Annotated in this window: 23 protein-coding genes and 1 pseudogene; 17 read left to right on the top strand and 7 right to left on the bottom strand. The window is 63.3% G+C overall.

Translation table 11 applies throughout. From position 1 onward, the window contains the following. Nucleotides 1–156: 156 nt before the first annotated feature. Nucleotides 157–936 (bottom strand): RadC family protein, encoded by a 780-nt coding sequence (radC, locus tag P0D71_RS09925; protein WP_408479872.1) that lies wholly within the window; start codon nucleotides 934–936, stop codon nucleotides 157–159. 200 nt (nucleotides 937–1,136) lie between these two features. On the opposite strand from radC, the gene P0D71_RS09930 reads away from it, so the two are divergent. From P0D71_RS09930 to P0D71_RS09960, 7 genes are all read left to right on the top strand, one after another. Continuing rightward, on the top strand, nucleotides 1,137–1,592 hold the full coding sequence (locus tag P0D71_RS09930; RefSeq protein WP_091799719.1) for an FKBP-type peptidyl-prolyl cis-trans isomerase: 456 nt from the start codon (nucleotides 1,137–1,139) through the stop codon (nucleotides 1,590–1,592). A gap of 2 nt (nucleotides 1,593–1,594) precedes the next feature. Further along, nucleotides 1,595–2,554, top strand: a complete 960-nt coding sequence (gene ispH / locus P0D71_RS09935; RefSeq protein WP_091799721.1) for a 4-hydroxy-3-methylbut-2-enyl diphosphate reductase — start codon at nucleotides 1,595–1,597, stop codon at nucleotides 2,552–2,554. Nucleotides 2,555–3,095: 541 nt separating this feature from the next. Next, a complete protein-coding gene (locus tag P0D71_RS09940) occupies nucleotides 3,096–4,295 on the top strand; it encodes a branched-chain amino acid ABC transporter substrate-binding protein (protein WP_408479837.1) in 1,200 nt (399 codons plus the stop codon). A gap of 230 nt (nucleotides 4,296–4,525) precedes the next feature. After that, nucleotides 4,526–5,476, top strand: a complete 951-nt coding sequence (locus P0D71_RS09945) for a branched-chain amino acid ABC transporter permease (RefSeq protein ID WP_091799725.1) — start codon at nucleotides 4,526–4,528, stop codon at nucleotides 5,474–5,476. 18 nt (nucleotides 5,477–5,494) lie between these two features. Beyond that, nucleotides 5,495–6,664 (top strand): branched-chain amino acid ABC transporter permease, encoded by a 1,170-nt coding sequence (locus P0D71_RS09950; protein WP_091799727.1) that lies wholly within the window; start codon nucleotides 5,495–5,497, stop codon nucleotides 6,662–6,664. 18 nt (nucleotides 6,665–6,682) lie between these two features. Beyond that, nucleotides 6,683–7,456 (top strand): ABC transporter ATP-binding protein, encoded by a 774-nt coding sequence (locus P0D71_RS09955; RefSeq protein WP_091799729.1) that lies wholly within the window; start codon nucleotides 6,683–6,685, stop codon nucleotides 7,454–7,456. Further along, a complete protein-coding gene (locus tag P0D71_RS09960; RefSeq protein WP_011489615.1) occupies nucleotides 7,456–8,172 on the top strand; it encodes an ABC transporter ATP-binding protein in 717 nt (238 codons plus the stop codon). Before P0D71_RS09955 ends, P0D71_RS09960 begins: the two co-directional genes overlap by 1 nt. 81 nt (nucleotides 8,173–8,253) lie before the next feature. On the opposite strand, the pseudogene P0D71_RS09965 reads toward P0D71_RS09960, so the two are convergent. The 3 genes and pseudogenes from P0D71_RS09965 to P0D71_RS09975 all read right to left on the bottom strand — a co-directional run bounded on the left by P0D71_RS09965 (nucleotide 8,254) and on the right by P0D71_RS09975 (nucleotide 11,486). Then, nucleotides 8,254–8,728: pseudogene (locus tag P0D71_RS09965) on the bottom strand (GNAT family acetyltransferase). 18 nt (nucleotides 8,729–8,746) lie between these two features. After that, entirely contained in the window at nucleotides 8,747–9,931 is a 1,185-nt protein-coding gene (locus P0D71_RS09970) for an acetylornithine transaminase (protein WP_408479838.1), read from the bottom strand. Nucleotides 9,932–10,454: 523 nt separating this feature from the next. Then, the gene (locus P0D71_RS09975) at nucleotides 10,455–11,486 is read right to left on the bottom strand and encodes a CDP-6-deoxy-delta-3,4-glucoseen reductase (protein ID WP_091799741.1); all 1,032 of its coding nucleotides are present in this window, start codon (nucleotides 11,484–11,486) and stop codon (nucleotides 10,455–10,457) included. Nucleotides 11,487–11,581: 95 nt separating this feature from the next. On the opposite strand from P0D71_RS09975, the gene P0D71_RS09980 reads away from it, so the two are divergent. After that, the gene (locus P0D71_RS09980; RefSeq protein WP_408479839.1) at nucleotides 11,582–12,607 is read left to right on the top strand and encodes an NAD-dependent epimerase/dehydratase family protein; all 1,026 of its coding nucleotides are present in this window, start codon (nucleotides 11,582–11,584) and stop codon (nucleotides 12,605–12,607) included. Between the two features lie 142 nt (nucleotides 12,608–12,749). On the opposite strand, the gene P0D71_RS09985 is transcribed toward P0D71_RS09980, so the two are convergent. Together P0D71_RS09985 and P0D71_RS09990 are read right to left on the bottom strand one after the other, a co-directional pair. Continuing rightward, nucleotides 12,750–12,938, bottom strand: a complete 189-nt coding sequence (locus P0D71_RS09985; RefSeq protein WP_091799746.1) for a hypothetical protein — start codon at nucleotides 12,936–12,938, stop codon at nucleotides 12,750–12,752. A 166-nt stretch (nucleotides 12,939–13,104) separates the two neighbouring features. Further along, nucleotides 13,105–13,815: a pseudouridine synthase gene (locus P0D71_RS09990; protein WP_091801055.1), complete on the bottom strand. Its 711-nt coding sequence runs from the start codon at nucleotides 13,813–13,815 to the stop codon at nucleotides 13,105–13,107. A 104-nt stretch (nucleotides 13,816–13,919) separates the two neighbouring features. On the opposite strand from P0D71_RS09990, the gene P0D71_RS09995 reads away from it, so the two are divergent. The 9 genes from P0D71_RS09995 to P0D71_RS10035 all read left to right on the top strand — a co-directional run bounded on the left by P0D71_RS09995 (nucleotide 13,920) and on the right by P0D71_RS10035 (nucleotide 24,886). Then, nucleotides 13,920–15,173 carry an MFS transporter gene (locus tag P0D71_RS09995; protein ID WP_408479840.1) on the top strand — a complete coding sequence of 418 codons (1,254 nt, stop codon included), beginning with the start codon at nucleotides 13,920–13,922 and terminating at the stop codon, nucleotides 15,171–15,173. Between the two features lie 183 nt (nucleotides 15,174–15,356). Then, on the top strand, nucleotides 15,357–16,349 hold the full coding sequence (locus P0D71_RS10000; RefSeq protein WP_408185232.1) for a MurR/RpiR family transcriptional regulator: 993 nt from the start codon (nucleotides 15,357–15,359) through the stop codon (nucleotides 16,347–16,349). Continuing rightward, complete coding sequence (locus P0D71_RS10005) at nucleotides 16,346–17,338, top strand: isoaspartyl peptidase/L-asparaginase family protein (RefSeq protein WP_408479841.1); 993 nt, start codon at nucleotides 16,346–16,348, stop codon at nucleotides 17,336–17,338. The genes P0D71_RS10000 and P0D71_RS10005 overlap by 4 nt, the downstream gene beginning before the upstream one ends. Nucleotides 17,339–17,410: 72 nt before the next feature. Further along, on the top strand, nucleotides 17,411–19,333 hold the full coding sequence (locus P0D71_RS10010) for a dipeptide ABC transporter ATP-binding protein (RefSeq protein ID WP_091801057.1): 1,923 nt from the start codon (nucleotides 17,411–17,413) through the stop codon (nucleotides 19,331–19,333). Between the two features lie 122 nt (nucleotides 19,334–19,455). Continuing rightward, the gene (gsiB, locus tag P0D71_RS10015) at nucleotides 19,456–21,018 is read left to right on the top strand and encodes a glutathione ABC transporter substrate-binding protein GsiB (protein ID WP_408479842.1); all 1,563 of its coding nucleotides are present in this window, start codon (nucleotides 19,456–19,458) and stop codon (nucleotides 21,016–21,018) included. Nucleotides 21,019–21,131: 113 nt separating this feature from the next. Continuing rightward, nucleotides 21,132–22,052: a glutathione ABC transporter permease GsiC gene (gsiC, locus tag P0D71_RS10020; RefSeq protein ID WP_091799763.1), complete on the top strand. Its 921-nt coding sequence runs from the start codon at nucleotides 21,132–21,134 to the stop codon at nucleotides 22,050–22,052. A gap of 7 nt (nucleotides 22,053–22,059) precedes the next feature. Continuing rightward, nucleotides 22,060–22,965, top strand: coding sequence for a glutathione ABC transporter permease GsiD (gsiD, locus tag P0D71_RS10025; RefSeq protein ID WP_408479843.1), 906 nt, complete (start codon nucleotides 22,060–22,062; stop codon nucleotides 22,963–22,965). Further along, nucleotides 22,962–24,053, top strand: a complete 1,092-nt coding sequence (locus P0D71_RS10030; protein WP_408479844.1) for a DmpA family aminopeptidase — start codon at nucleotides 22,962–22,964, stop codon at nucleotides 24,051–24,053. The genes gsiD and P0D71_RS10030 overlap by 4 nt, the downstream gene beginning before the upstream one ends. Beyond that, complete coding sequence (locus P0D71_RS10035) at nucleotides 24,053–24,886, top strand: M55 family metallopeptidase (RefSeq protein ID WP_408479845.1); 834 nt, start codon at nucleotides 24,053–24,055, stop codon at nucleotides 24,884–24,886. The genes P0D71_RS10030 and P0D71_RS10035 overlap by 1 nt, the downstream gene beginning before the upstream one ends. 90 nt (nucleotides 24,887–24,976) lie before the next feature. Here P0D71_RS10035 and P0D71_RS10040 read toward each other — a convergent pair whose 3' ends face one another. Then, nucleotides 24,977–25,924 (bottom strand): alpha/beta fold hydrolase, encoded by a 948-nt coding sequence (locus tag P0D71_RS10040; protein ID WP_408479846.1) that lies wholly within the window; start codon nucleotides 25,922–25,924, stop codon nucleotides 24,977–24,979. Nucleotides 25,925–25,980 lie beyond the last annotated feature (56 nt).

A 25,980-nucleotide genomic window follows, 5' to 3' on the forward strand; every position in this document is an offset into this window, starting at 1 on the left:
TTAGACACGTTTCCTTTCCGGAACGCCTTGGTGGCTTCGGAACAGGGGGTTGGAAATAGGCAAACCGGAATTCTAGCAGAAAAAAAGCCGCAAAATCAAACCTTATTTGCGATGCCGCATATGGCGCGACCTCTGCGCGACCCGGTTCGTGCCGTGTCACGGCCAGCCAGCACGGGCGAAGGAGTAGACGCTGTCGGCGCCGATCACCAGATGATCGACCAGTTGCACATCGATCAGCGTGAGGGCGTCGCGCAGTGTGTGCGTCAACCGGCAGTCGCTTGCGCTTGGCTGGACGGCGCCCGAAGGGTGATTATGCGCGACGATCAGGCTGGCCGCATTCAGGCACAGTGCGCGCCTCACGATTTCTCGCGGATACACCGCCATGCGCGTGAGCGTGCCCTGGGCGCTTTCTTCGCAGCGAATCAGCCGATGCCGGGCGTCGAGAAAAAGCGACACGAAAACCTCCTGCGCACGGCCACCGATCAGCAGGCGCAGGTAGCTTTCCACGGCTTCGGGCGAATTCATCAGCGAGCGCGTGCGCATTTTACCGACTAGCGAGCGTCGCGCCATTTCCATGATGGCGAGCAGCTGTGCTTTTTTCGCCGGGCCAATGCCGCGCAGGCCGTCGAAGTCCGTGTAGGTCGCATCGAGCATCGCGCGCAGCGAGCCGAAGCGGTTCAGCAACGCACGCGCGACATTGAAAACGTCGTGGCCCGGCAGTCCCGAGCCCAGTATCAGCACGATCATCTCGGTATCCGACAGCACGCCGGGCCCCTGTTCGATCAGCCGCTCGCGCGGCATGTCGTTTTTAAGCCATTTACCTCGCACTAGCGGCCTCGCCGCAGGCGAGCCGCAAGCCTCCGGGTCGGGCAGTTCGGGGTTGTGTGCGGTCGTGACAACGGGTGCATCGTCAATCAGGGTGGCGTGATCTGCCATATATATAGTGTCCTCCGCTTGGGGTTTGGGGCATGGCCCTGCGCTGCGGCCGCGCGGCAATGCGCGCGACGCGCGCAAGCCGCCGCCCGCTATGTGGCTTACAATAGGCGCTTTGCGCACGGCACCCCGACGGTTTGCCACACGCGTCGACTGCGCCAGCGGCGCACGCGTGCAGCGCGCTTCGACTGAGCGAGCATTGCATGAGCATCATCGACATTTCCGAAGTGAAACCCGGTTCACACGTGACGCTTCACTACCGGCTTTCCCTTGCCGATGGCGCCGAAGTCATCAGTACCTTCAGCGACAAGCCGGCCACACTGCTGCTCGGCGCGGGCCAGCTGGCGCCGCCGCTGGAAGATATTCTGCTGGGTTTGAAGGTCGGCCACCATTCGACCTTTCAGCTAGCGCCGGACCAGGCGTTCGGTCCCCGCAATCCGGAATTGATCCAACGCGTTTCGCTCGCCACGCTGCGAGAAAACAGCATGATCGGCGAGGATTTTTCGCCGGGTGATCTGGTCGAATTCAACGCGCCGGGTGGCGGTCGTTACGCGGGCGTCCTGAAAGAAGTCGGCGAAACGTCGGCCCTGTTCGATTTCAACCACCCGCTTGCCGGCCAGACGCTGGCGTTCGAAGTGAAAATCATCGGGATTCTGTAAACATGAGCATCACGGACACGACTCTTGCTGAAACCGAGATCCTGCTGGCGCAGCCGCGCGGGTTCTGCGCCGGCGTCGACCGGGCGATCGAGATCGTCGAGCGGGCTATCAAGCTCCATGGCTCGCCGATCTACGTGCGTCATGAAATCGTCCACAACGCCTATGTAGTCGAGGATCTGCGCAAGAAGGGTGCGATCTTTATTGAGCGGCTGGAAGAGGTGCCGGCCGGCAATACGGTCATTTTCAGCGCGCATGGCGTGTCGAAGGCTGTGCGTTCCGAGGCCGAGACTCGCGGGCTGCGTGTGTACGACGCTACGTGTCCGCTCGTGACCAAGGTGCATATCGAAGTCGCGAAGATGCGCCAGGACGGTTTCGACATCGTCATGATCGGCCACAAGGGTCATCCTGAAGTGGAAGGCACGATGGGCCAGGCGGGCGAGGGCATGCATCTGGTGGAAGACATCGAAGACGTGCAGGCGTTGCAGTTGGCCGATCCCGAGCGGATCGCCTTCGTTACGCAAACCACCCTGTCGGTTGACGACGCCGCGCAGATCATCAACGCCTTGAAGGCCAAATACCCGTCCATCCGCGAACCGAAAAAGCAGGATATCTGCTACGCCACGCAAAACCGCCAGGATGCGGTGAAGTTCATGGCGCCGCAGTGCGACGTCGTGATTGTGGTCGGCAGCCCGAATAGCTCGAATTCCAACCGGCTGCGCGAGTTGGCCGAAAAGCTCGGGGTGCCTGCTTATATGGTGGACTCGCCCGATCAGATCGACCCGGTGTGGGTCGAAGGCAAGCGCCGCATTGGTGTCACGGCTGGCGCCTCGGCGCCGGAGGTGCTGGCGCAAGCGGTGATCGCCCGTCTGCGTGAGCTCGGCGTGCGCAACGTGCGCGCGCTGGAAGGCATCGAGGAGAACATCGCATTTCCGCTGCCGCGTGGTTTGGGTCTGCCAGCCTGACAATCCGCTGACTGCTGAAAGAAAAGCGCGCCCAAGGGCGCGCTTTTTTTATGTCCGAACCTCGGACAGCACGTAAGAATAAAGGTGTCAGATCATCGGTTTCAGCCTGTTTTGGTGTCCTCTCACACAAATTTCTTTGAAATGTGATCCGAATTTTTATACCTTTAACTGTGATGCGGCCCCGTTTTATAGGGGGCAAGCGGACTACGTGTTTTTTTGACGCACTAAGATAGTGCGTGTATCTCGATATCGGTAGAAACGTAATACCTAACGCGAGGCTCGGTGAAATCGGGCGTGCAGGAAATTCGCCGCAACACTTGATGCCATTGGGTGCGACGATGGTGCAACTGATGCACGAAAAACAGTCGCAACCGGGTTGCGCCTTTTGGTGGGTTTCGTTCTCAAAATAAGGTTGCAATGCAGGAAAACCCCACCGGTTCAACAATATTGCCCGTCGCAAAATTGGAGTTACAATGCGCGCGTTCTCAAGGCCTTAGGGTCCCCGAACAATAGATTTTGCAAGGCGCAGGAGACCTACTTAATGCGAGTCAAGTTTGCTTACGCCGTGTCCATCGCGGCCGCGGTCGTGTTGTTGACTGCGTGCGGCAAGAAACAGGATGGCGAGGCGGGAGCGGGTGCATCGGCGGGGAAGGCGGTATCGGCACCCGCTGTTGAAGCGACTATCGTGAAGATCGGTCATGCGGCCCCTTTGACGGGCGGGATTGCGCATCTCGGTAAGGACAACGAAAACGGCGCGCGTCTGGCGGTCGAGGAAATCAATACGCAGGGTTTGACCATTGACGGCCACAAGATCCAGTTGGTGCTGGATGCGCAAGACGACGCCGCGGACCCTAAAACGGGCACGGCGGTCGCGCAAAAGCTGGTCGACGATCATGTGGTGGCGGTGGTCGGTCACCTGAATTCGGGCGTGTCGATTCCGGCTTCGAAGATCTATAGCGATGCCAGCATCGTGCAGATCTCGCCGTCGTCGACGAATCCGGCGTACACGCAGCAGGGTTTCAAGACGACCTACCGGGTCGTCGCCACCGACGCGCAGCAAGGTCCGGCGCTCGCCGATTACGCCACGAAGGCGTTGGGCGCCAAACGCATCGCGGTAGTGGACGATGCAACCGCCTACGGTAAGGGGCTCGCGGACGAATTCGCGAAGACCGTACAGGCGAGCGGAGCGAAGATCGTCGCGCGGGAAGCGACGAACGACCGGGCCACGGATTTCCGGGCCATCCTCACAAAGATCAAGAGTGTTCAGCCGGACGTGATCATGTTCGGCGGCATGGACGCGACGGGCGGGCCGTTTACGAAGCAGGCGGCAGCGCTCGGTATCAGGGCAAAAATCCTTGGCGGCGACGGTGTGTGTACCGACAAGGTGGGTGAGCTGGCGGGAACCGCCGTGCAAAACCTGGTCTGTTCGGAAGCGGGCCTCGCGCTTTCGAAGATGGACAAGGGAGCGGACTTCGAAAAGAAGTACGAGGACCGCTTCCACACACCGGTGCAGATTTACGCACCGTTCACGTATGACGCTGTGTACGTGATTGTCGATGCAATGAAGCGCGCTAATTCGATCGAGGCGCCCAAGGTGCTGGCTGCGATGCCGTCGACCGATTACAACGGGTTAATCGGTCACATCGCGTTCGACGACAAGGGTGATTTGAAAGAGGGCGCCATTACGCTTTACGACTTCAAGGACGGTAAAAAAACGGTCCTCGACGTCGTGAAGATGTGATGACGGGACGTTCAGCCTGACGGCACCGAAACCACCCAACGGTGCCGTTTTTGCATCCGCCCAAGGCGAGCCCGCGACTGTCATCCAGTCGCCAAGGCGAACCGGCAGCGGATAACCCTTACCGGTCTTTTACATCAGTACCCGCAGTGCAGTTGAGATTGGCGTACCGCATCACCGCCCACCGGCTGATGAAGAACGCGAATCCAGTCGCACGGGCTAAGGAGCATTAAATGGATATCTTCATCCAGCAGGTTCTCAACGGGCTGGTGCTTGGCAGCGTTTACGCCATCATCGCACTGGGCTATACGATGGTTTACGGCATTCTGGGCATCATCAACTTCGCTCACGGCGATGTGTTGATGGTGGGCGCGATGGTTGCGCTCTCAGCCATAGGCGTGCTGCAGAACCACTTCCCCGGCCTCGGCAATGTGCCGACGCTCGTCATCGCACTGATCATCGCGGCCATTGTGTGCGCGGCGGTCGGTTACACGATCGAGCGCGTGGCCTACCGGCCGTTGCGTAAAGCACCGCGTCTCGCCCCGCTGATCACGGCGATCGGCGTGTCGATCCTGCTGCAGACACTGGCCATGATGATCTGGTCGCGCAATCCGCTGCCGTTCCCGCAGCTGTTGCCCACCGACCCGCTGAACGTGATCAAGGCCACGGACACGACGCCTGGCGCCGTGATCTCGATGACCGAAATCGTGATCATCGTGGTGGCGTTCCTCGTGATGGGCGGCCTGCTGCTGCTGGTTCACAAGACCAAGCTCGGCCGTGCGATGCGGGCGATCGCCGAGAACCCGGGTAACGCGTCGCTGATGGGCGTGAACCCGAACTTCGTGATCTCGGCCACCTTCATGATCGGCTCGGCGCTTGCCGCTCTGGCCGGCGTGATGATCGCGTCGGAATACGGCAACGCACACTTCTATATGGGCTTCATCCCCGGCCTGAAGGCCTTTACCGCGGCGGTGCTCGGCGGTATCGGCAATCTCGGCGGCGCGATGGTCGGCGGCGTGATTCTGGGCCTGATCGAACAGCTTGGCGCCGGCTATATCGGCAACCTCACCGGCGGTGTGTTCGGTAGTAACTATCAGGACGTGTTCGCCTTTATCGTGCTGATCATCGTGCTGGTGTTCCGTCCGTCGGGCCTGCTCGGCGAACGCGTTGCGGATCGCGCCTGATCCTGGGAGAAAGCAAACATGACCTCAATTCAACCGATCGAGCCGTCCACGACGCTCATCCCTGAGAAGAACCTCACCAAGACGCTGACGGTGGGCATCATCACCGCGATCTTCGTGATCGCGGCGCCGATGATCATCGGCACGGCAGGCGGCAACTACTGGGTCCGCGTGCTCGACTTCGCGATGCTGTACGTGATGCTCGCGCTCGGCCTCAATGTGGTGGTCGGCTTCGCCGGCCTGCTCGACCTGGGCTACATCGCGTTCTACGCGGTCGGCGCCTATACGTCCGCGTTGCTGAGCTCACCGCACCTGGCGTCGCAGTTCGAGTGGATCGCGCATCTCGCGCCGAATGGCCTGCATGTGCCGTTCCTCATCATCGTGCCTTGTGCGATGGCGGTTGCCGCGTTCTTCGGCGTGATTCTCGGCGCACCGACGCTGCGTCTGCGGGGCGACTACCTCGCCATCGTGACGTTGGGCTTCGGGGAAATCGTGCGGATCTTCCTGAACAACCTCGACCGTCCGGTGAACATCACCAACGGCCCGAAGGGGATCACGGCGATCGACCCGGTGCACGTGGGCGACTTCAGCCTCGCGCAGACGCACTCGCTGTTCGGCTTCCAGTTCCCGTCGGTCTACTCGTACTACTACCTGTTCGTGCTCGCCGCGCTGTTGGTGATCTGGGTGTGTACGCGTTTGCAGCACTCGCGTATCGGCCGTGCATGGGCCGCGATCCGCGAAGACGAAATCGCCGCCAAGGCAATGGGCATCAACACCCGTAACGTGAAGCTGCTGGCTTTCGCGATGGGCGCGTCGTTCGGCGGCCTGTCGGGCGCGATGTTCGGTTCGTTCCAGGGCTTCGTGTCGCCGGAATCGTTCACGCTGCCGGAATCGATCGTGGTGCTGGCGTGCGTGGTGCTGGGCGGTATGGGTCACATCCCGGGCGTGATTCTCGGCGCGGTGCTGCTCGCGGTGCTGCCGGAATTCCTGCGCTCGACGATGGGTCCGCTGCAGAACATGATCTTCGGCCACGAAATCGTCGATACGGAAGTGATCCGTCAGCTGGTCTACGCACTCGCCATGGTGCTGATCATGCTGTACCGCTCCGAAGGCTTGTGGCCGTCGCCCAAGCATGAAGACAAGATCGCGAAACTGTCGAAGCGTAACGGCAAGAAGCCGGTGCGGGCCTAACGGACTGGGAGAATAAATATGAGCGATAACATTCGACTGTCCGTCAAAGGCGTGAACAAACGCTTCGGCGGTTTGCAGGCGCTGTCCGATGTCGGTCTCGAGATCAAGTCGGGCCAGATTTACGGTCTGATCGGCCCGAACGGCGCCGGCAAGACCACCTTCTTTAATGTGATCACGGGCCTGTACACGCCGGATTCGGGCGAGTTCAAGCTCGACGGCACGCCGTACACGCCGACCGCTGTGTATCAGGTGGCGAAGGCGGGCATTGCGCGTACGTTCCAGAACATCCGCCTCTTTGGCGGCATGACCGCGCTGGAAAACGTGATGGTCGGGCGCCACGTGCGCACGAAGCACGGTCTGCTGGGCGCGGTGTTCCAGACGCCCGCGGAGCGCAAGGAAGAGCGTGAAATCAAGGAACGCGCGATCGAACTGCTGGAGTACGTCGGCATTGCGCAGTACGCGGACTACACGTCGCGCAATCTGTCGTACGGTCACCAGCGCCGTCTGGAAATCGCCCGCGCATTGGCAACGGATCCGAAGCTGCTCGCGCTGGACGAACCGGCTGCCGGCATGAACGCGACGGAAAAGGTCGAGCTGACCAAGCTGCTCGACAAGATCCGCGCCGACGGCAAGACGATCCTGCTGATCGAACACGACGTGAAACTCGTGATGGGTCTGTGCAACCAGATGACGGTGCTCGACTACGGCAAGGTGATTGCTCAGGGTCTGCCGCAGGACGTGCAGAAGGATCCGAAGGTGATCGAAGCTTATCTGGGTGCGGGGGTCCACTAATGGCAACGGCAATGTTGAAAATCAAGGGCCTGCAGGTCAATTACGGCGGCATTCAGGCAGTCAAGGGCATCGATCTCGAAGTCGCGCAGGGCGAACTGGTCACGCTGATCGGCGCGAACGGCGCGGGCAAGACCACGACGATGAAGGCGATCACGGGGCTGAAGCCGTACACGATCGGCGACATCGAGTACATGGGCGAGTCGATCAAGGGCATTCCGCCGCACCTGTTGCTCAAGCGCGGTCTCGCGATGGTGCCAGAAGGGCGCGGCATCTTCGCGCGCATGTCGATCGTCGAGAACATGCAGATGGGCGCTTATCTGCGTACCGACACGGACGGCATCAAGGCAGACGTGGATCGCATGTTCGGCTTCTTCCCGCGTCTGAAAGAACGCGCCACGCAATACGCGGGCACGCTCTCGGGCGGCGAACAGCAGATGCTGGCCATGGCGCGAGCGATCATCTCGCGTCCCAAGCTGTTGCTGCTGGACGAACCGTCGATGGGTCTGTCGCCGATCATGGTCGAGAAGATCTTCGAAGTGGTGCGGGCGATTTCGGCTGAAGGCATGACCGTGCTGCTGGTCGAGCAGAACGCGCGTCTCGCGTTGCAGGCGGCGAACCGCGGCTACGTGATGGACTCGGGTCTGGTCACGATGTCGGGTGACGCGAAGCAGATGCTGGATGATCCGAAGGTGCGGGCGGCTTATCTGGGTGAATAAGCCCGGTTAGTTTGCTGTGCATATGAAAAAAGGTCGCATGCGTTTTCGCATGCGACCTTTTTCATTGGGCGTAACGCTAATCTAGGCGTTGGCGGCCGCAGGATCCGCCAGTTCCACCCAGGCGTTTGCCGAGACTGATCACCGCGTCGGCGCGATAACCGAGCGCCTCGTAAAACGCGCGCACGTCGGCCTTCGCGGATAGAACCTGCAGATTCAGCTTCGGACAGCCACGCTGAGTCAGCGCGTTTTCGACATGCGCGATGAGACGCGTGCCGATTCCATGACGGCGCAGCGACTCATCCACCGCGAGCGAATACAGCCAGCCGCGATGGCCGTCGTAGCCGCCCATCACCGTGCCGACGATGCGTTCGCCGAGCACGGCGACAAAGAACAGCTCCGGCTGCGTCGCCAGCTTGTTGGCGATCGACAGATGCGGATTGCGCTGCGGCTTCGTGACGTCCCGATACTCCGGGAAGGCTTGTTGCCACAGCGTGACCACCGCATCGGTGTCGCTCGCGTCGAAGCATCGGATCGATAATGTTGCGCTCGACGTCATATACGCGGTCCGGGTCGATTACAGCGTGTCGAGAATCGAACGCAGCATCGCCATCATCTGGTCGATTTCTTCGGTGGTCACATTCAGCGCCGGCATGAAGCGCAGCAGGTTCGGACGCGCCGCGTTCAGCAGCAGGCCGTCAGGCTGCATGTCGCGCGCCTTTTCGACGATCTGGTTGCCGATATCCTTGCCGAGCAGCAGCGCGCGCAGCAGGCCTTCACCACGTTCGCCCTTGAAGCCGCGTTCTTCCGACAACTCCAGCAGTTTCGAGCGCAGATATTCGCCGCGCGCCCGCACGCCTTCGAGGAAGCCCGGTGCGGTGAGCTGCGAGATCACCGAGTAGCCGACTGCCGTCATCAACGGATTGCCGTTGTAGGTGCCGCCCTGGTCGCCCGCTTCGAAAATGGCGACCTCTGCCTTCGAGAGCAGCGCCGCGAGCGGCACGCCGCCGCCGATGCCCTTGCCGAGCGTCATGATGTCCGGCTCGATGCCCGACAACTCGTACGCGAACAGCGTGCCCGCGCGGCCGCAGCCGCTTTGCACTTCGTCGACGATCAGCAGCAGGTTGTGCATTTTCGTCAGCTCGCGCAGTTGCTGCATGAACTCGCGCGTGGCGGGAATCACGCCGCCTTCGCCCTGGATCGGTTCGAGCATGACGGCAACGGTTTTCGCGTTGATGAGCTTCTCGACCGACGCGATGTCGTTCAGGTCCGCCTTCGGAAAGCCCGGCACTTGCGGTGCGTAGATCGTGTCCCAGCCGGGCTTGCCGCTGGCCGACATGGTGGCGAGCGTACGGCCGTGGAAGCTGTGGTCGAACGTGATGATCTCGAACGCGCCGTCCTTGAACTTCTTGCCCCACTTGCGCGCGAGCTTGATTGCGCCTTCGTTGGCTTCGGCGCCGCTGTTCGCGAAGAACACCTTGTCGAAGCAGCTGTGCTGGGTGAGCAGGCCGGCAAGTTTTGCCATCGGCTCGTTGTAGAAGGCCGGCGACGGGTTGATGAGCAATTGCGCCTGTTTGTTCAGCGCTTCGATCATGCCGTCGTTGCAGTGACCGAGACTGTTCACCGCCCAGCCCTGGATGAAGTCCAGATATCGCTTGCCGTTGTTGTCGTAGAGCCACGAGCCTTTGCCGTGCGTGAAAACGATTTCGGGCCGGTTCGTGATGTACATCAGCGACTCGATCGGATACTCATTGAAATTCATGACGGCAGGCTCCAGACAGCGGGGGGAAGGGTGGATGAAGTTGGCCAACTACGAAATAAGAGCCGGAAAAACAGAAAAGCCACGGCATGCCGTGGCTTTCATGATTCGAACAGCTTGCGCCTTTGTGTGGCGCGAATCCGTGACGAAGCCAGCGGCGTCCCTAGGGAAGCGGCGAGCGGCGACGTCGAAGTTCGGACTGGATGCGGTTCATGCGCGAAAGAATACGACAAGGAAAGCGCTGGTGTAAACCATGAATTTGCGTCGGGCGGATATTTCTTCCGCCGAAAGAAGCGATGTTGCTTGCCGATTATAGGATGTGCGGCTGACTAAGATGTGACGGCGGATGTGACGGCGGATGTGACGGCGGCGGGTTGATCTGCTTGTCAGGCGGGCATGGTTTAGCTCGGAATCGAGACATGCGTCGCCGCGAAACATCAATGCGCGAAGCGCGGCTGTTTGCATAGCCGCGCTTCCCGAAACGTACACGGCGAGCATCGACGCTCACGCGCCAATGCCCCTCCCATCAAACCGGATTGGCCAGATCCGCTGCGCTCGTGAACGAATCCGCGTAGAACTCGTCTTCCGGCAGTCCATGATGCTGCGTGAAATCGCGCTGCGCCGACTCGACCATCACCGGCGCGCCGCACGCATACACCTGATACGCCGACAGGTCCGGCAAGTCTTCGATCACCGCGCGATGCACGAAGCCGACGCGGCCCGTCCATGCGTCGCTCGCGTCCGGCTCCGACAGCACCGGCACGAACTTGAAGTTCGGAATCTCGCGCGCCCATTGTTCGGCGAGTTCGAGCAGATACAGATCTTTCTTGCGGCGTGCGCCCCAGTAAAGCGTCATCGGCCGGTTCAGGTTCTTGAACACCGCGTGTTCGATGATCGCCTTCAGCGGCGCGAAGCCCGTACCCGACGCGAGCAGCACGATCGGCTTGTCCGAATCTTCGCGCAGGAAGAACGTGCCGAGCGGCGCTTCGAAGCGCAAAATGTCGCGCTCTTTCATGGTGTTGAATACGTGATCGGTGAAAGCGCCGCCGGGCATGTGACGGATGTGCAATTCGATCGGGCCTTCCGCGTGCGGTGCATTCGCCATGGAATAGCTGCGACGCTTGCCGTCTTTCAGAATGAATTCCAGGTATTGACCGGCGAGATATTGCAGACGCTCATTGGCGGGCAATTGCAGCTTCAGCACGATGACGTCGTCGGCCTTGCGCTCGATTGCGTTCACGCGGCACGGCAGCTTCTTGACCTGCACGTCGCCGACGCCGGCCACTTCGCGAATATCCACTTCGAGATCGGTGCAGGCGGTCGCGCAGCAGAAAAGCGCCATGCCGCGCGTCTTTTCGTCGTTCGACAAAGCCGACGACGAATGCGCGCGCTGCTCGATTTCGCCGCTGACCACAGTGCCCTTGCATGAGCCGCAGGCGCCGTTCTTGCAACCGTAGGGCAGGCCGATGCCCTGGCGCAAGGCGGCGCTCAGCACCGGTTCGTCCTGTTCCACCTGAAACTGCCGGCCGGTTTGCCGGAGCGTGACGTTAAATGCCATAGAGTGTTCGAAATCGAAAAGTCGGTAATCGTTATCGGACTCGCCGTATCCACCGCGCGATACCTGTCGCGCTTGACGGCTACAATGCGTCCACCATGAAAGCGACACGAAACTTCCGCCGGCCACGTGTGTTGATCGTAGGTTGCGGCGATGTGGGCATGCGCTGCGTGCCCTTGCTACAACCGCGCGCGCACGTCTTTGCACTGACCAGTCATGCCGGGCGCAGCGCCGAACTTCGCGCGGCGGGCGTCACGCCGCTGGTCGGCGATCTCGATGTGCGCCGCAGCCTGAAACGGCTCGCGGGCCTCGCGCCGACGGTGCTGCATCTCGCGCCGCCGCAGAAATCCGGCGACGACGACCGCCGTACCCGCGCCTTGCTCGCTACGCTAGGCGCGCGCCGCGCTTCAGCGCTACGGGCCGCGCGTGGCATGGTGGCGCCAGTTGGGCGGTTGCGCCGCGTTCGTGCCTCGTGGGCGGGATCTGAAACAGCCGATATTGTACCCGACGGGGTGCGCCGGACCGCCGGTTCGCACGCACCCGTGCGCCTGGTGTACGCGAGCACGACGGGCGTCTATGGCGACTGCGGCGGCGCGTGGATCGACGAGACGCGTGTGCCGCAGCCGGCCAACGCGCGCGCCAAGCGCCGTGTCTCGGCCGAGCGGCAATTGCGGCGCGCGACGGCGCGCGGCGGTGTTGCGGCGAGCATCGCGCGAATTCCGGGTATTTATGCGGGCAATCGTCTGCCGCTCGCGCGGCTCGAAAGAGGCACGCCCGCCCTGATCGATGCCGACGACGTCTACACCAATCACATTCACGCCGACGATCTGGCCGCGATCCTCGTGCGACTCGCGACGCACGGACGGCCGGGGCGGGTGGTCCACGCGTCCGACGACTCATCGCTAAAAATGGGCGAGTACTTCGACGAAGTGGCCGATGCGTTCGGACTGCCGCGTGCGCCGCGCATTACGCGGGCCGAAGCGGAGCGGCAGATCGAGCCGACCTTGCTGTCTTTCATGCGTGAGTCGAGGCGGCTCCTGAACCGGCGTCTCAAACAGGAATTGAGGGTGCGCTTACGCTATCCGAGCGTCGAAGATTTTTTGCGTGAAGGCGTGAAGGCGTGAAGGCGTGAAGGCGTGAAGGCGTGAAGGCCTGCACGCAACAGAAGGAAGAAAAGCACGACAAAAAGCCATCCTCCCAGGCATCGCCCGGACAATTCCGCCCGCGCCGTGCCCGCTGCCTCGGCGCCGCGCGGCTTCGCGATGCCTACGTCAGCGCAGGCAATGCTTCCAGCAGCACGAAACAGAGCATCGCGCCGATCAGTGCGCCGATCAGGTTCGGCTGATAGTTGTGCCGCAGCCGCATCATGACCAGCAATCCGCCGATCAGGACCAGCCCGAAGCACAGAAAAGCAACCATCACGGACGAAATCTGAAAGCTGTCGTGGATAACCATGGCGCCCTCCCTGAACTCTTTGAAGTCTTTGTTTAAACGAGTATAGGGCGACATGTAAGCAAGATCATGCTGCGGCGCAGCGCCTGGGTCCGCGGCATGCACGCTGAGTGCACAGACGCGCATGCGTTTTCCTGTTGCATCAAGGCCTTAAAGGGCCACTACCGGTTTACCCGCTCCGTAAAGATCCGAGGTCGGTTTCGTCGAGCCATTGCCATGCGCCTGGAGCAAGCGCTTCGGGCAACGCGAGTCCGCCGATCCGCTCGCGATGCAGCGCCTCGCACCGGTTGCCCGCTGCCGCGATCATCCGCTTGACCTGGTGATACTTGCCTTCCATCACGGTGAGCGCGAGCGTGTGAGCGCCGCGCGCCTGGGCGTCCACAGCGGCAATCGGTTTGGCCTCGCCGTGCAGCAGCACGCCGTCGCGCAGCGCGCTCAATTGCGCGTCGTCGACTGGATGGCGCGTGGTCGCGACATACACCTTGGGCACCTTGCGTTTGGGCGAGGTGAACAGGTGCACGAACTTGCCGTCGTCGGAGAGCAGCAGCAGGCCGGTCGTGTCCTGATCCAGCCGTCCCACGCATTGCACGCCGCGCTCGGCGAACTGCGGCGGCAGCAGGCTGAACACGCTCAGATGATGCTGCGGATCGCGCGAACATTCGTAGCCCGCCGGCTTGTTCAGAAGCAGATAGGCGTGCTCGCGATACGGCCAAACCACACCGTCCACGCTGAAGGAGAACGTGCTGTCGCCGATCGGGAAATCGGCGTCGGCATCGGTGCAGACTGCGCCGCCGATGCTCACGCGCGCGTCGGCGATCAGCGCGCGGCATTGACGGCGCGAGCCGAACCCTTGAGTGAAGAGAATGCTTTCGAGATTCATGGCGAGCGAAGAATAACACCGCAAGAAGCGGAGCGCCCCGCTGCGCGAGTCGGACCACGATGAACGCCTTTGCTTCACTTCACTCACGTCGCCGGAGTTCATCGATGCTCGCTAACTCTTCCACCTCATCCGCGCAGCGTTTGCCGGCCGCATTCAGGCGGCTCGCGTGGTCGAACCTCGTCGCGCAATCCGCCGAGCAGATCAGCCTCGCCGCCGCGCCACTCGTGGCGGTCTTCGCACTCGGCGCCGACGCGCGCGACACGGGCCTGTTGCAAACCGCGCAGACGTTGCCGTTCCTGTTGCTGTCGATACCGCTCGGCGTCTGGGCCGACCGCCGCTCGCGCCGCACGCTGATGACGCTCGCCGAAAGCGTGCGCGTGTTCGCCATGCTGTGCGTGCTGCTGCTCGTCATGACTCACGCGCTGAGCCTGCCGCTTCTCGCCGCGCTCGGTTTCATCGCCGCGACCGGCACGGTGGCCTACAACGTCGCCGCGCCTTCACTGGTGCCCGCGCTCGTGCCGCGCGAAGCGTACGCCGGCGCGAACGGCCGGCTCGAACTCGCGCGCAGCGTGGCGTATTCGGCCGGGCCGGCGCTCGGCGGCCTGCTGGTCGGCTGGATCGGCGCGGGTTGGGCGTATGGCTGCGCGGCCGCGCTGTCCGCACTGGCCGTCGCGTTGCTGGCGGGCTTGCGTGAACCGCCGCGCGTGGCGGCGCCGCAGCGACACTTCATGCTGGAACTGCGCGACGGTACGCGTTTCGTGCTGCGCGATGCGCTGCTGCGTCCCATGCTCGCGACGGCGGTGTTCTTCAACCTCGGCTTCTTCGTACTGCAAGCGGTGTACGTGCCCTACGCGGTGCATCGGCTGGGTCTGACCGCTTCCGCGGTTGGCGTGACGCTCGGCGCCTACGGTGTCGGCATGGTGTGCGGCGCGCTGGCCGCACCCGCCATTGCGCGACGCCTTGCGTTCGGCCGTGTGCTGATCATCGGGCCGTCGTGCGGATTGCTCGCCTCGCTCGTGATGGTGGCGACGCTCGTTGCGCCGTCGTTCTGGCTGGCCATGTCGAGCTTTTTTCTGCTCGGCGCGGGACCGATTCTGTGGGTGGTCGGCTCGACCACCCTGCGCCAGGCGATCACGCCTGAACGGATGATGGGCCGCGTGTCCGCGCTCAACAGTACCGCGACGTACGGCGCGCGGCCGCTCGGCGCATTGCTCGGCGCGGCGATCAGTTCGCGCTGGGGCATGGACGCGTGTCTGGTCGCGGCGGCGGCAGCCTTCCTCGCGCAGGCATTGATCATCTTCATGTCGCCGGCGGCGCGGCTCGCGCGCATTCCAGAGCAAAGCGCCGCGGTTTGCTGAAAACCGATTTTCAGGCGGCCGCGCGCCTGCGTGGATGGGATGCGTCTTTCGGACGCGGTTCATCCGTGAAAACCCTCAAAAATGAAAATGAATTTTTTCTGATGGGATTTCTATGTAAATATACTTTCATTCATTTTCATTACGCCCGGCGGGAAGTCCTGCCGGCGACACCGCACCGCTCGCATGATTCATCAACCGTCCGTGGCCACCAATCCCGCCGAGCAGGCCATCGCCGCGCGTATCGCCGCCGCCATGCCGACCTTGACGCCGATTCATCGGCGCATGGGCGAATACGTGCTGGCCAATCTGTTTCGCGCGGCGACCATGCGGATCGACGAACTGGCCAGCGTGGTCGGCGCGTCGGTGGCGACGGCGAATCGCTTCGCACGCGCGCTCGGTTTCGATGGCTATCCGCAGTTTCGCGAGGCGCTGGTTCGCGGCTTCGAGGCAACGCTCGCGCCGGTCGAGCGTTTGCGCAGTGCGCAGGAGTCGCTCGCAGCCGGTGACGACGTGGTCGACGCGTCGCTCGAACAGGCCGCCAATAACCTGCACGCCACCCGCACGGCAATCGACAGCGTCGCGGCCGAAGCCGCCGTCGAAGCGATCATCGCCGCGCGCCGCGTATTCGTGCTCGGCTACGGCGCGAGCGCGTTCCTCGCGGGCCTGATGGAACACGGGTTGATGCCGTATCACGACAACGTGCAGTCGCTCGCGCTGATGGGCGGACCTTCGCATGCCGCGCGGCGTCTGTTTGCCTGCAACGAGGGCGATCTGGTGATAGGCATCGCGTTTCCGCGCTACGTCGAAGACACGATCGAGCTCGCTCACCGTGCGGCAGGCCGTGGCGCTCGCGTGCTCGCGCTGACCGACAGTCCGCGCTCGCCGCTCGCACAATTCGCCGACCTTTCGCTCTACATCCGCGCGGATCGGCGGCTTGCGGCGAACGCCGATTCGGCCGTGCTCGCCGTCATCGAAGCGCTGTGCGACGCGGTGGCGTATCGGGCCAAACGCTCGGTGAAAGCAGCCGCCGAGGTCAGCGAATTCCTGCTGCCGTGGCTCGTCGACCCGCAAGCCGAATCCGCCGGCACGAACGCACGGCCCGCGCGCAACGCGACGCGAACCACTCGGACCACTCGGACCGCCCGTACTACTCGCACAAGCAAAACCAAACGATGAACTCCAACGCAGTCATTGCCATTCATGGCGGGGCAGGGACGATCCTGCGCGCGTCGATGTCGGCTAACGCCGAAGCCGAATACCACGCCGCCTTGCATGCCGTGCTGAGCGCCGGCCAGCGCGTGCTCGCCGACGGCGGCAGCGCGCTCGACGCCGTCAGCGAAGCCGTGCGTCTGCTCGAAGACTGTCCGCTCTTCAACGCGGGCCGCGGCGCCGTTTATACGGCGGCGGGCACGCACGAACTCGACGCCGCGATCATGGACGGCCGCACCCTCGACGCCGGCGCGATCTGCTGCGTGAAGCGCGTGCGCAATCCGATTCTGGCGGCGCGGCGCGTGCTCGAAGGCAGCGAGCATGTGCTGTTTACAGGCGAAGGCGCGGAAGCATTTGCCGCCGCGCAAGGGCTCGAATTCGTCGAGCCCGAGTATTTCCATACCGAAGCGCGCCATCGTCAATGGCTGCTCGCGCGCGATCAGCAGCGCGCCATGCTGGATCACGACGGCGCGACGCTGGCCGCCGCACCGTCGGCGAATAACGACGACCCGACACCGCACGAACCGATCGATCCGAACCGCAAGTTCGGCACCGTCGGCGCGGTCGCGCTCGATCAGCACGGTCACGTGGCGGCGGCGACATCGACGGGCGGTGTGACCAACAAGCAGGTCGGCCGGGTCGGCGATACGCCGCTGATCGGCGCGGGCTGCTATGCGGACGACGCGACCTGCGCCGTCTCGACCACCGGCTCGGGCGAAATGTTCATGCGCATGGTCGCGGCGTACGACGTCGCCGCGCAAATGGCCTACCGCAATGTGTCGCTGCAGGAAGCGGCCGACGACGTGGTGATGAACCGCCTGCCGAGAATCGACGGCCGCGGCGGACTGATCGCCGTGGATGCACGCGGCAACGTCACGCTGCCGTTCAATACCGAAGGCATGTATCGCGGTTTTGCGCGGCTCGGTGAAACGCCGGTGACGGCGATTTACCGCTAGTCGTGCGTCCGCTTGGCGCCTGACCCTTCGCCTGACATTTCGTCAGCCGCGTTCGAATTCAAAGGAACCACCGTGCCGACTCCATCGCACACCGCCCGTCCGCTTATCGACACCTTGCCGCCGCAGCGCGTGCTCGCGGTCGACGATCTGTCAGTCGCCTTTCGCAGCGGCGAGACCACGTTCAACGCGGTGCGCAATCTGTCGCTGACGGTCGAGCGCGGCGAGACGCTCGCGATCGTCGGCGAATCGGGGTCGGGCAAATCGGTTACTTCACTCGCGTTGATGCGGCTGATCGAGCACGGCGGTGGGCGCCTTGCCGGCGGCAGCATCGCTTTCCGGCGCCGCGACGGCAGCGTGCTCGACCTCGCGAAAGCGTCGTCGGGCACGATGCGCTCGATTCGCGGCGCCGACATCGCGATGATCTTTCAGGAGCCGATGACCTCGCTCAATCCGGTCTTCACGGTGGGCGATCAGATCAGCGAGGCGATCGCCTTGCATCAGGGCAAGAGCCGTTCCGCCGCGCATGCGGAAACGCTGCGCCTGCTCGAACTCGTGCGTATTCCGGAAGCGCGGCGCGTGGCGGCGCGTTTCCCGCATCAACTGTCGGGCGGCATGCGCCAGCGCGTGATGATCGCGATGGCGCTGTCCTGCAAGCCCGCGTTGCTGATCGCCGACGAGCCGACCACCGCACTCGATGTGACGATCCAGGCGCAGATTCTGCAACTGATTCGCGGCTTGCAGGACGAGATGAACATGGGCGTGATCTTCATCACGCACGACATGGGCGTGGTCGCCGAAGTGGCGGACCGCGTGCTGGTGATGTATCGCGGCGAGAAGGTGGAAGAGGGCGCGTCCGACGCGCTGTTCGCCGCGCCGTCGCATCCTTATACGAAGGCGTTGCTCGCTGCCGTGCCGCGTCTTGGCGCGATGCAAGGCACGGATCAGCCGGCCAAATTTCCGATCCTGACTGTCGAGCAGGCCAGTTTGAGCGGCGCCGATCAAGCCGTGCGTCCCGCTGCCGCCGTCGCCGAAGAAACCCAACCGTTGGTGCGGGAAACCACGCCGCCGATTCTGCGCGTGCGCGATCTGGTTACGCGCTTTCCAGTCAAGAGCGGGCTATTCGGACGCGTAACGGGCCGCGTGCACGCAGTGGAAAAAGTCAGCTTCGATTTGCGGCCCGGCGAAACGCTGGCACTGGTCGGCGAATCGGGTTGCGGCAAATCCACCACGGGCCGCTCGCTGCTGCGCCTCGTGGAAAGCCAAAGCGGGTCGATCGAATTCAACGGCAAGGAAATCAGTTCGCTGTCGGGCCCCGCGTTACAGGCGCTGCGTCGCGACATCCAGTTTATTTTTCAGGACCCGTTCGCCTCGCTGAATCCGCGTTTGACAGTGGGCTTTTCGATCATGGAGCCGCTGCTCGTGCACGGCGTCGCGCAGGGCGCCGAAGCGCAGGCGCGCGTGGCCTGGCTGCTCGAAAAAGTCGGCCTGCCGCCCGAAGCCGCGCGGCGTTATCCGCACGAATTTTCCGGCGGTCAACGGCAACGCATTGCGATCGCGCGCGCGCTCGCATTGAACCCGAAAGTCGTGATCGCCGATGAATCCGTCTCCGCACTCGACGTTTCGGTGCAGGCGCAGATCGTCAACCTGATGCTCGATCTGCAGCGTGAACTGGGCGTCGCGTATCTGTTCATTTCGCATGACATGGCCGTGGTCGAACGCGTCAGTCATCGCGTCGCGGTCATGTATCTCGGGCAGATCGTCGAGATCGGTCCGCGCCGCGCGGTGTTCGAAGCGCCGCAGCATCCCTACACGCGCAAGCTGATGGGCGCGGTGCCGGTCGCCGATCCGGCGCGCCGTCACGCGAAACGCATGCTCGCCGCCGACGAGATTCCGAGCCCGATCCGCGCGCTGAGCGATGAACCGGTCGTGGCGCCGCTCGTCGCGGTCGGGCCGGATCATTTCGTTGCCCAGCATCGCGTGGGTGGTGCGTATTAAAGAGCGGTACTAAAGAGACTTACCAAAGAGCCTTACCAAAGAGCGGTACAGAAAACCCAAGCCACACACTTCTTCTCGCAGCATCACAACCTGTTTTCATTTCGCAGCCTGGAGCCAACCTCATGAACCTGCTGGTCCCGTCTTCTCCGTTTCGTTTGCGCGCGCTGATCAGCGGCGGCGCGGTGGTGTTCGCGATGCTCGCGGGCAATGCGGCGCACGCCGACACCACGGCCGTGATGGCCGTCGCCTCGACCTTCACGACGCTCGATCCGTACGATGCCAACGACACGCTCTCACAAGCCGTCGCGAAGTCGTTCTATCAGGGACTCTTCGGCTTCGACAAGGACATGAAGCTGGTCAACGTGCTGGCCGATAGCTACGAAGCGAGCCCGGATGCGAAGGTCTACACGTTCAAACTGCGCCACGGCGTGAAGTTCCAGGACGGCACCGACTTCAACGCCGCCGCCGTGAAAGCGAACTTCGACCGCGTGACCGATCCGGCGAACAAGCTCAAGCGCTACAACATGTTCAACCGCATCGAGAAGACCGAAGTGGTCGATCCGTACACGGTGAAGATCACGCTGAAGGCGCCGTTCTCGGCGTTCGTGAACGTGCTCGCGCATCCGTCGGCGGTGATGATTTCGCCGGACGCGCTGAAGAAGTACGGCAAGGACATCGCGTTCCATCCGGTCGGCACGGGTCCGTTCGAACTGGTGAAGTGGGACCCGGCGGGCGACCTGACGGTGAAGAAGTTCGCCGGCTACTGGAAGAAGGGCTATCCGAAGGTCGATGCGATCGACTGGAAGCCGGTGGTCGACAACAACACGCGCGCTGCGCTGATGCGTACCGGCGAAGCGGATTTCGCATTCCAGGTGCCGTTCGAACAGGCCGCGCAATTGCAGACGAGCCCGAAGGTCGATCTGATCGCGTCGCCTTCGATCATTCAGCGCTATATCAGCCTGAACGTGAACCAGAAGCCGTTCGACAATCCGAAGGTGCGTGAAGCACTGAACTATGCGGTCAACAAGGACGCGCTCACCAAGGTCGTGTTCGCCGGTTACGCGACGCCGGCCGACGGCGTGGTGCCGCAAGGCGTCGACTATGCGGTGAAGCAGGGCCCGTGGCCGTACGATCCGGCCAAGGCGCGTGAGCTGCTGAAGGAAGCGGGCTATCCGAACGGTTTCGAAACCACGCTGTGGTCCGCGTATAACTACTCGACCGCGCAGAAGGTGATCCAGTTCGTGCAGCAGCAACTCGCGCAGGTCGGCATCAAGGCGCAGGTCGAAGCGCTCGAAGCAGGTCAGCGCGTCGCCAAGGTGGAAAGCGCGCAGGACGCGGCGACCGCGCCGGTGCGCATGTACTACGCGGGCTGGTCGTCGTCGACGGGTGAAGCCGACTGGGCCATCACGCCGCTGCTCGCGTCCGTCTCGTTCCCGCCGAAGATGGTCAACACCGCGTACTACAAGAACGACACCGTCGACAGCGATCTGAAGCAGGCGCTCGAAACCACCGACCGCGCGAAGAAAGCCGAGCTTTACACCGACGCGCAAAAACGCATCTGGGCCGACGCGCCGTGGATCTTCCTCGTCAAGGAGAAGGTGGTGTATGCGCGCAGCAAGCGTCTGTCGGGTGCCTACGTGGCGCCGGACGGTTCGTTCAACTTCGACGAAATCGCGATCAAGTGATGAGCTGACCGTGCGTTGCGGCGTGCCGTGTTTCACTGGCACGCCGCCACGCGCGGTCGCTTGACCGCCGCACAGAATCTTTCGTTGCCCGCATCATTGCCGGATTGGGTTTCATGCTGAACTTTCTCGTCAAACGTCTCTTTGGCCTGCTGCCGACGCTCTTCATCGTCGCGGTGCTGGTGTTCCTGTTCGTGCATCTGTTGCCGGGCGATCCGGCGCGGCTCGCCGCCGGTCCCGATGCGGACGAGGCGACGGTCGCGCTGGTGCGTGCCGACCTCGGCCTGAACAAGCCGATGCCGCAGCAGTTCGCCAACTTCTTCGTGAAGATCGCGCACGGCGATTTCGGCATCTCGACGCGCAGCAAGCGCCCGGTCAGCCAGGAAATCGGCGAGCGCTTCATGCCGACGCTGCTGCTCACGCTTGCCAGCATGGTGTGGGCGGTCGTGCTGGGCATGGGCATCGGCATCGTCTCCGCGGTGTGGCGTAACCGTTGGCCGGACCGGCTCGGCATGACGCTCGCGGTGTCGGGTATTTCGTTTCCCGCATTCGCGCTAGGCATGCTGCTGATGGAAATTTTTTCGGTGAAGCTCGGCTGGCTGCCGATTGTCGGCGACGGTTCGTGGCAGAGCTACGTGCTGCCGTCGCTCACGCTCGGCGCGGCAGTTGCGGCGGTGATGGCGCGCTTCACCCGCGCGTCGTTCGTCGAAGTGATGAATGAAGATTTCGTGCGCACCGCGCGCGCCAAGGGCGTGCCTGAACGCCTCGTGATCGTCAAACATTGCCTGCGTAACGCGATGATTCCCGTCATTACGATGATGGGCCTGCAATTCGGCTTTCTGCTGGGCGGCTCGATCGTGGTCGAAGTGGTGTTCAACTGGCCGGGCCTCGGACGCCTGCTGGTGGATGCCGTGTCGATGCGCGACTATCCGGTGATTCAGGCCGAAGTGCTGTTGTTCTCGCTGGAATTCATCATTATCAATCTGGTCGTGGACGTGCTGTACGCCGTGATCAACCCGACTATCCGTTTCAAGTGAGGCCCGCATGAGCACGACCGCCACCGAGCCGAATGCGGCCAGCACCGTCAAAACCGAACGCGCGATCCGCACACCGTGGAGCGAGTTCTGGCGCAAATTCCGTAAGCAGCATGTAGCGCTTGCCGCCGGCATCTTCGTGCTGCTGTTGATTGCGGTTGCCATCATTGAGCCGCATATCGTGCCGTACGATCCGGAGAATTTCTTCGATTACGACGCGTTGAACGCGGGGCCGTCCGCGGCGCACTGGTTCGGCGTGGACTCGCTGGGCCGCGATATTTTCAGCCGCATTCTGGCGGGTTCGCGCATTTCGCTCGAAGCGGGCTTTCTGTCCGTTGCGATCGGTGCGGTGATCGGCACGTTCTTCGGCCTGCTGGCCGGCTACTACGAAGGCTGGTGGGATCGCATCACGATGCGCGTCGCCGACGTGCTGTTCGCGTTTCCCGGCATTCTGCTCGCCATCGGCGTGGTGGCGATTCTCGGCAACGGCATGATCAACGTGATCTGCGCGGTTGCGATCTTCAGCATTCCGGCGTTCGCGCGGCTCGTGCGCGGCAATACGCTCATGCTCAAGCAACTCACGTATATCGAAGCGGCGCGCAGCATCGGCGCGTCGGATTGGACGATCATCGTGCGGCACATTCTGCCGGGGACGATTTCTTCGGTGGTGGTGTACTTCACGATGCGTATCGGCACCTCCATCATCACGGCGGCCAGCCTGTCGTTTCTCGGCCTCGGCGCACAACCGCCGACACCCGAGTGGGGCGCGATGCTCAATGAAGCGCGCGCCGACATGGTGACGGCGCCGCATATCGCGCTGTTTCCGAGTCTGGCGATTTTCCTGACCGTGCTGGCGTTCAACCTGCTCGGCGACGGTCTGCGCGACGCGCTCGATCCGAAGCTCGACCGGCCATGAATTCGCCCGAGTTTGAAAACGCGCCGCATATCGGCACGTTGCCGGCAGGTCCGCTCGGCACGATTGCCGATGTGCCGGGCGTGACAGTCGGACACTGCACGCTCGATGAAGGCGCCGTGCAAACCGGCGTGACCGTGATCCGCCCGCATCGTGGCGATCCGTTTCTCGACAAGGTGCCCGCGGCGGCGTCGGTGATCAACGGGTTCGGGAAAAGCATCGGGCTCGTGCAAGTGGAGGAACTCGGCACGCTGGAAACGCCGATCGCGTTGACCAATACATTCGGCGTCGCGGCCGTCGCGCAGGCGCAGATTCGCGCGGCCGTGCGCGCGAATCCGCGGATCGGACGCGAGTGGTCGACGGTCAATCCGGTGGTGTTCGAATGCAATGACGGCTACCTGAACGACATTCAGGCGCTGGCCGTCACTGCACAGCATTTCGACGACGCTTATGCGGCCGCCAGCGCGAATGTCGCGAGCGGCTCGGTCGGCGCGGGCCGTGGCATGTCGTGCTTCGATCTGAAAGGCGGTATCGGTAACGCGTCGCGCGTGGCGAGCGCGGCAGGCCGCAGCTATACCGTCGGCGCACTCGTGCTGGCGAACTTCGGCCGCCTGCCGATGCTGACCATCGACGGCACGCCGCTCGGCCGCGTGCTCGCGGAACGCGCGGCCAAAGCCGAAGCCACGGCATTGTCAGCCACGCCGGCGACGAAACCCGAGCAAGGCTCGATCATCATGATCGTCGCCACCGACGCGCCGCTCGACGCACGCCAGCTCAAGCGCCTCTCGTTGCGCGCGGCAGCGGGTCTCGCGCGCACCGGCTCGGTGTACGGCCACGGCAGCGGCGATATCGCGCTGGCGTTTTCAACGGCGCATACCGTGCCTCACGGGGCCGACTTCATGACGCCGTCACGGTTGCTCGCGGACGAGCGTCTGGATCCGCTCTTTCGCGCTTGCGCGGACAGCGTCGAGCAGGCGATTCTCGACGCCTTGTGGCGTGCCGCGTCCGTGACCGGGCGCGATGGCCATCGGCGGCTGTCGCTGCGTGACAGCGTTCCCGATCTTGCTCAACTACTCAAGCGCACTCCCTGATGAAAGTCCTCATTTCCGCCGACATCGAAGGCATTGCCGGCGTGTTTCATCCTGAGCAAACGCGCGCGGGCAACGGCGAATACGAAGCCGCGCGCCGCTGGATGACGCTCGAAGCCAACGCCGCAATCGAAGGCGCGTTCGCCGGCGGCGCGACACAGGTGTGGGTCAACGATTCTCACGGGGGCTTTCGCAATCTGCTTCCGGACCTGCTCGATGCACGCGCTCAGGTGGTGCTCGGCAAGCCGCGCACGCTCGGCATGATGGCCGGGCTCGAATACGGCGCGGCGCTGGTCTTCATGATCGGCTATCACGCCATGTCGCAAACGCACGGCATCCTCGCGCACACGATCAACAGTTTTGCGTTCGCGCGCGTTTCGCTGAACGGCGTCGAGGTGGGCGAGGCGGGCCTATATGGCGCGCTGGCGGAAGAATATGGCGCACGCGTCGCGCTGTTATCCGGTGACGATGTGTTCGCGCAAGAAACCGCGCCGCGTTTTCCGGGCGCGGGTTTTGTCGTCACCAAGCACGCGACGGGGCAGGCAAGCGGCGTCACGCAATCGCCGGCAAGCGCTCGCGCGGCGATAGAAAGTGCCGCGCGTGAGGTGGTTCAGCAGCATCTGGCCGACGGCCATGCGCGGGAATCCACACGCGCCGAAGTCAAGCCGATGGAATGCGAGTTGCGCGTGCAAACCAGCGGGCTCGCGGATCTGTTCTGCCAATGGCCGACGCTCACGCGCGTCGACGCGGTCACATTGCGCTTTAGCGCGGCGTCGGCGGAACACGTGGTGCGCATGCTGAATTGCCTGTCGGCGATGTCGTTCATGTTGCGCTGAGCGCGGGAATATACGGAATCCGAACCGAATCCCCGGAGCGCATCGAGCCGGCGTCTGGGCGACAACACTCGCGCATACGCCTGAACAGACCTATTGCTGCCGGCTCAGTTCACGCGCCGCGCGATCGATCACGTCGGCAATCGCGCCTGCGTGCGACACCGGAGCCAGGTGGCTCGACGCCATCGGCACGACTTTCGCGCCCATCCGCTCAGCCATGAATCTCTCGACCTCCGGCGAGACCGCCCGGTCGCGCGTCGTGATCACATACCACGACGGCTTTTCCTTCCATGCGACCTGACTGACCGTTTCACTGAAGGCCGTCGCCGCGATCGGCACCTGCGCGGTGGCGAGCACGCGTGTCAGGTTCTCGGGAACGTCCGCCGCGAAGTCGGCGTGGTATTTGGTGCGGTCGAGCCAGAGAAAGCCGCTCGGATCCTTGATGATGCTCGCGCCCGCGGGCATCGGCGCGGCGCGCTTCATCAGATCGACGGTCGACTCGTGCAGGTCCGGCGCGATCGCCGCGATATAGACGAGGCCGGCGACGTTCGGCGCGTTCGCGCCCGCTTCGGTGATCACGACGCCGCCCCACGAGTGCCCGACCAGCATGGTCGGACCTTCCTGACGCGCGAGGACGCGGCGGGTCGCGGCGACATCGTCGGCGAGGGAGGTGAGCGGGTTCTGCACCGAACTCACGTGATAGCCCTTCTGCTGCAGCTTGGCGACCACGCCATTCCAGCTCGATCCGTCGACGAACGCGCCGTGCACCAGTACGACGTTGCGCACCGGGCCGGTCATGGGCGCGGCGGAAGGCGGTGCGGCGGCGGCCTTGGCGGGCGGGGCGGCAGGCGCCATGGGTGCAGGCGCCGGCGCTTCGGGTGCGGCCGTCTCCATGCCCGGCTGGCTCGGCGGCTCGGCAGCGGGTTCCACCGTGGGCGCGGCAGTGGGTGCCGTGACCGGTGCGTTGGTTTGGGCGAGAGCAACAGCCCACGGAAAGCAGAGACACACAGCAGCGGCGCAAAGCAGGCGTTTGGGCGACATGTTGAATCTCCGGAGGCTGAAAGCTCGACTAGGGCAACATACAGAAGCCCTGCGCC

The sequence above is a fragment of the Paraburkholderia sp. RL17-383-BIF-A genome, assembly GCF_046028015.1.
Classification (GTDB): Bacteria; Pseudomonadota; Gammaproteobacteria; order Burkholderiales; family Burkholderiaceae; genus Paraburkholderia.

Coding starts and splice junctions, on each gene's coding strand:
- P0D71_RS09995 (WP_408479840.1), top strand. CDS start 13,920: ATGCTCGCTAACTCTTCCACCTCATCCGCGCAGCGTTTGCCGGCCGCA.
- P0D71_RS09930 (WP_091799719.1), top strand. CDS start 1,137: ATGAGCATCATCGACATTTCCGAAGTGAAACCCGGTTCACACGTGACG.
- P0D71_RS10000 (WP_408185232.1), top strand. CDS start 15,357: ATGATTCATCAACCGTCCGTGGCCACCAATCCCGCCGAGCAGGCCATC.
- P0D71_RS09940 (WP_408479837.1), top strand. CDS start 3,096: ATGCGAGTCAAGTTTGCTTACGCCGTGTCCATCGCGGCCGCGGTCGTG.
- P0D71_RS09950 (WP_091799727.1), top strand. CDS start 5,495: ATGACCTCAATTCAACCGATCGAGCCGTCCACGACGCTCATCCCTGAG.
- P0D71_RS09990 (WP_091801055.1), bottom strand. CDS start 13,815: ATGAATCTCGAAAGCATTCTCTTCACTCAAGGGTTCGGCTCGCGCCGT.
- P0D71_RS09955 (WP_091799729.1), top strand. CDS start 6,683: ATGAGCGATAACATTCGACTGTCCGTCAAAGGCGTGAACAAACGCTTC.
- P0D71_RS09945 (WP_091799725.1), top strand. CDS start 4,526: ATGGATATCTTCATCCAGCAGGTTCTCAACGGGCTGGTGCTTGGCAGC.
- P0D71_RS09980 (WP_408479839.1), top strand. CDS start 11,582: ATGAAAGCGACACGAAACTTCCGCCGGCCACGTGTGTTGATCGTAGGT.
- P0D71_RS10040 (WP_408479846.1), bottom strand. CDS start 25,924: ATGTCGCCCAAACGCCTGCTTTGCGCCGCTGCTGTGTGTCTCTGCTTT.
- gsiD (WP_408479843.1), top strand. CDS start 22,060: ATGAGCACGACCGCCACCGAGCCGAATGCGGCCAGCACCGTCAAAACC.
- P0D71_RS09985 (WP_091799746.1), bottom strand. CDS start 12,938: ATGGTTATCCACGACAGCTTTCAGATTTCGTCCGTGATGGTTGCTTTT.
- P0D71_RS09970 (WP_408479838.1), bottom strand. CDS start 9,931: ATGAATTTCAATGAGTATCCGATCGAGTCGCTGATGTACATCACGAAC.
- P0D71_RS09975 (WP_091799741.1), bottom strand. CDS start 11,486: ATGGCATTTAACGTCACGCTCCGGCAAACCGGCCGGCAGTTTCAGGTG.
- radC (WP_408479872.1), bottom strand. CDS start 936: ATGGCAGATCACGCCACCCTGATTGACGATGCACCCGTTGTCACGACC.
- ispH (WP_091799721.1), top strand. CDS start 1,595: ATGAGCATCACGGACACGACTCTTGCTGAAACCGAGATCCTGCTGGCG.
- gsiB (WP_408479842.1), top strand. CDS start 19,456: ATGAACCTGCTGGTCCCGTCTTCTCCGTTTCGTTTGCGCGCGCTGATC.
- P0D71_RS10030 (WP_408479844.1), top strand. CDS start 22,962: ATGAATTCGCCCGAGTTTGAAAACGCGCCGCATATCGGCACGTTGCCG.
- gsiC (WP_091799763.1), top strand. CDS start 21,132: ATGCTGAACTTTCTCGTCAAACGTCTCTTTGGCCTGCTGCCGACGCTC.
- P0D71_RS10005 (WP_408479841.1), top strand. CDS start 16,346: ATGAACTCCAACGCAGTCATTGCCATTCATGGCGGGGCAGGGACGATC.
- P0D71_RS09960 (WP_011489615.1), top strand. CDS start 7,456: ATGGCAACGGCAATGTTGAAAATCAAGGGCCTGCAGGTCAATTACGGC.
- P0D71_RS10035 (WP_408479845.1), top strand. CDS start 24,053: ATGAAAGTCCTCATTTCCGCCGACATCGAAGGCATTGCCGGCGTGTTT.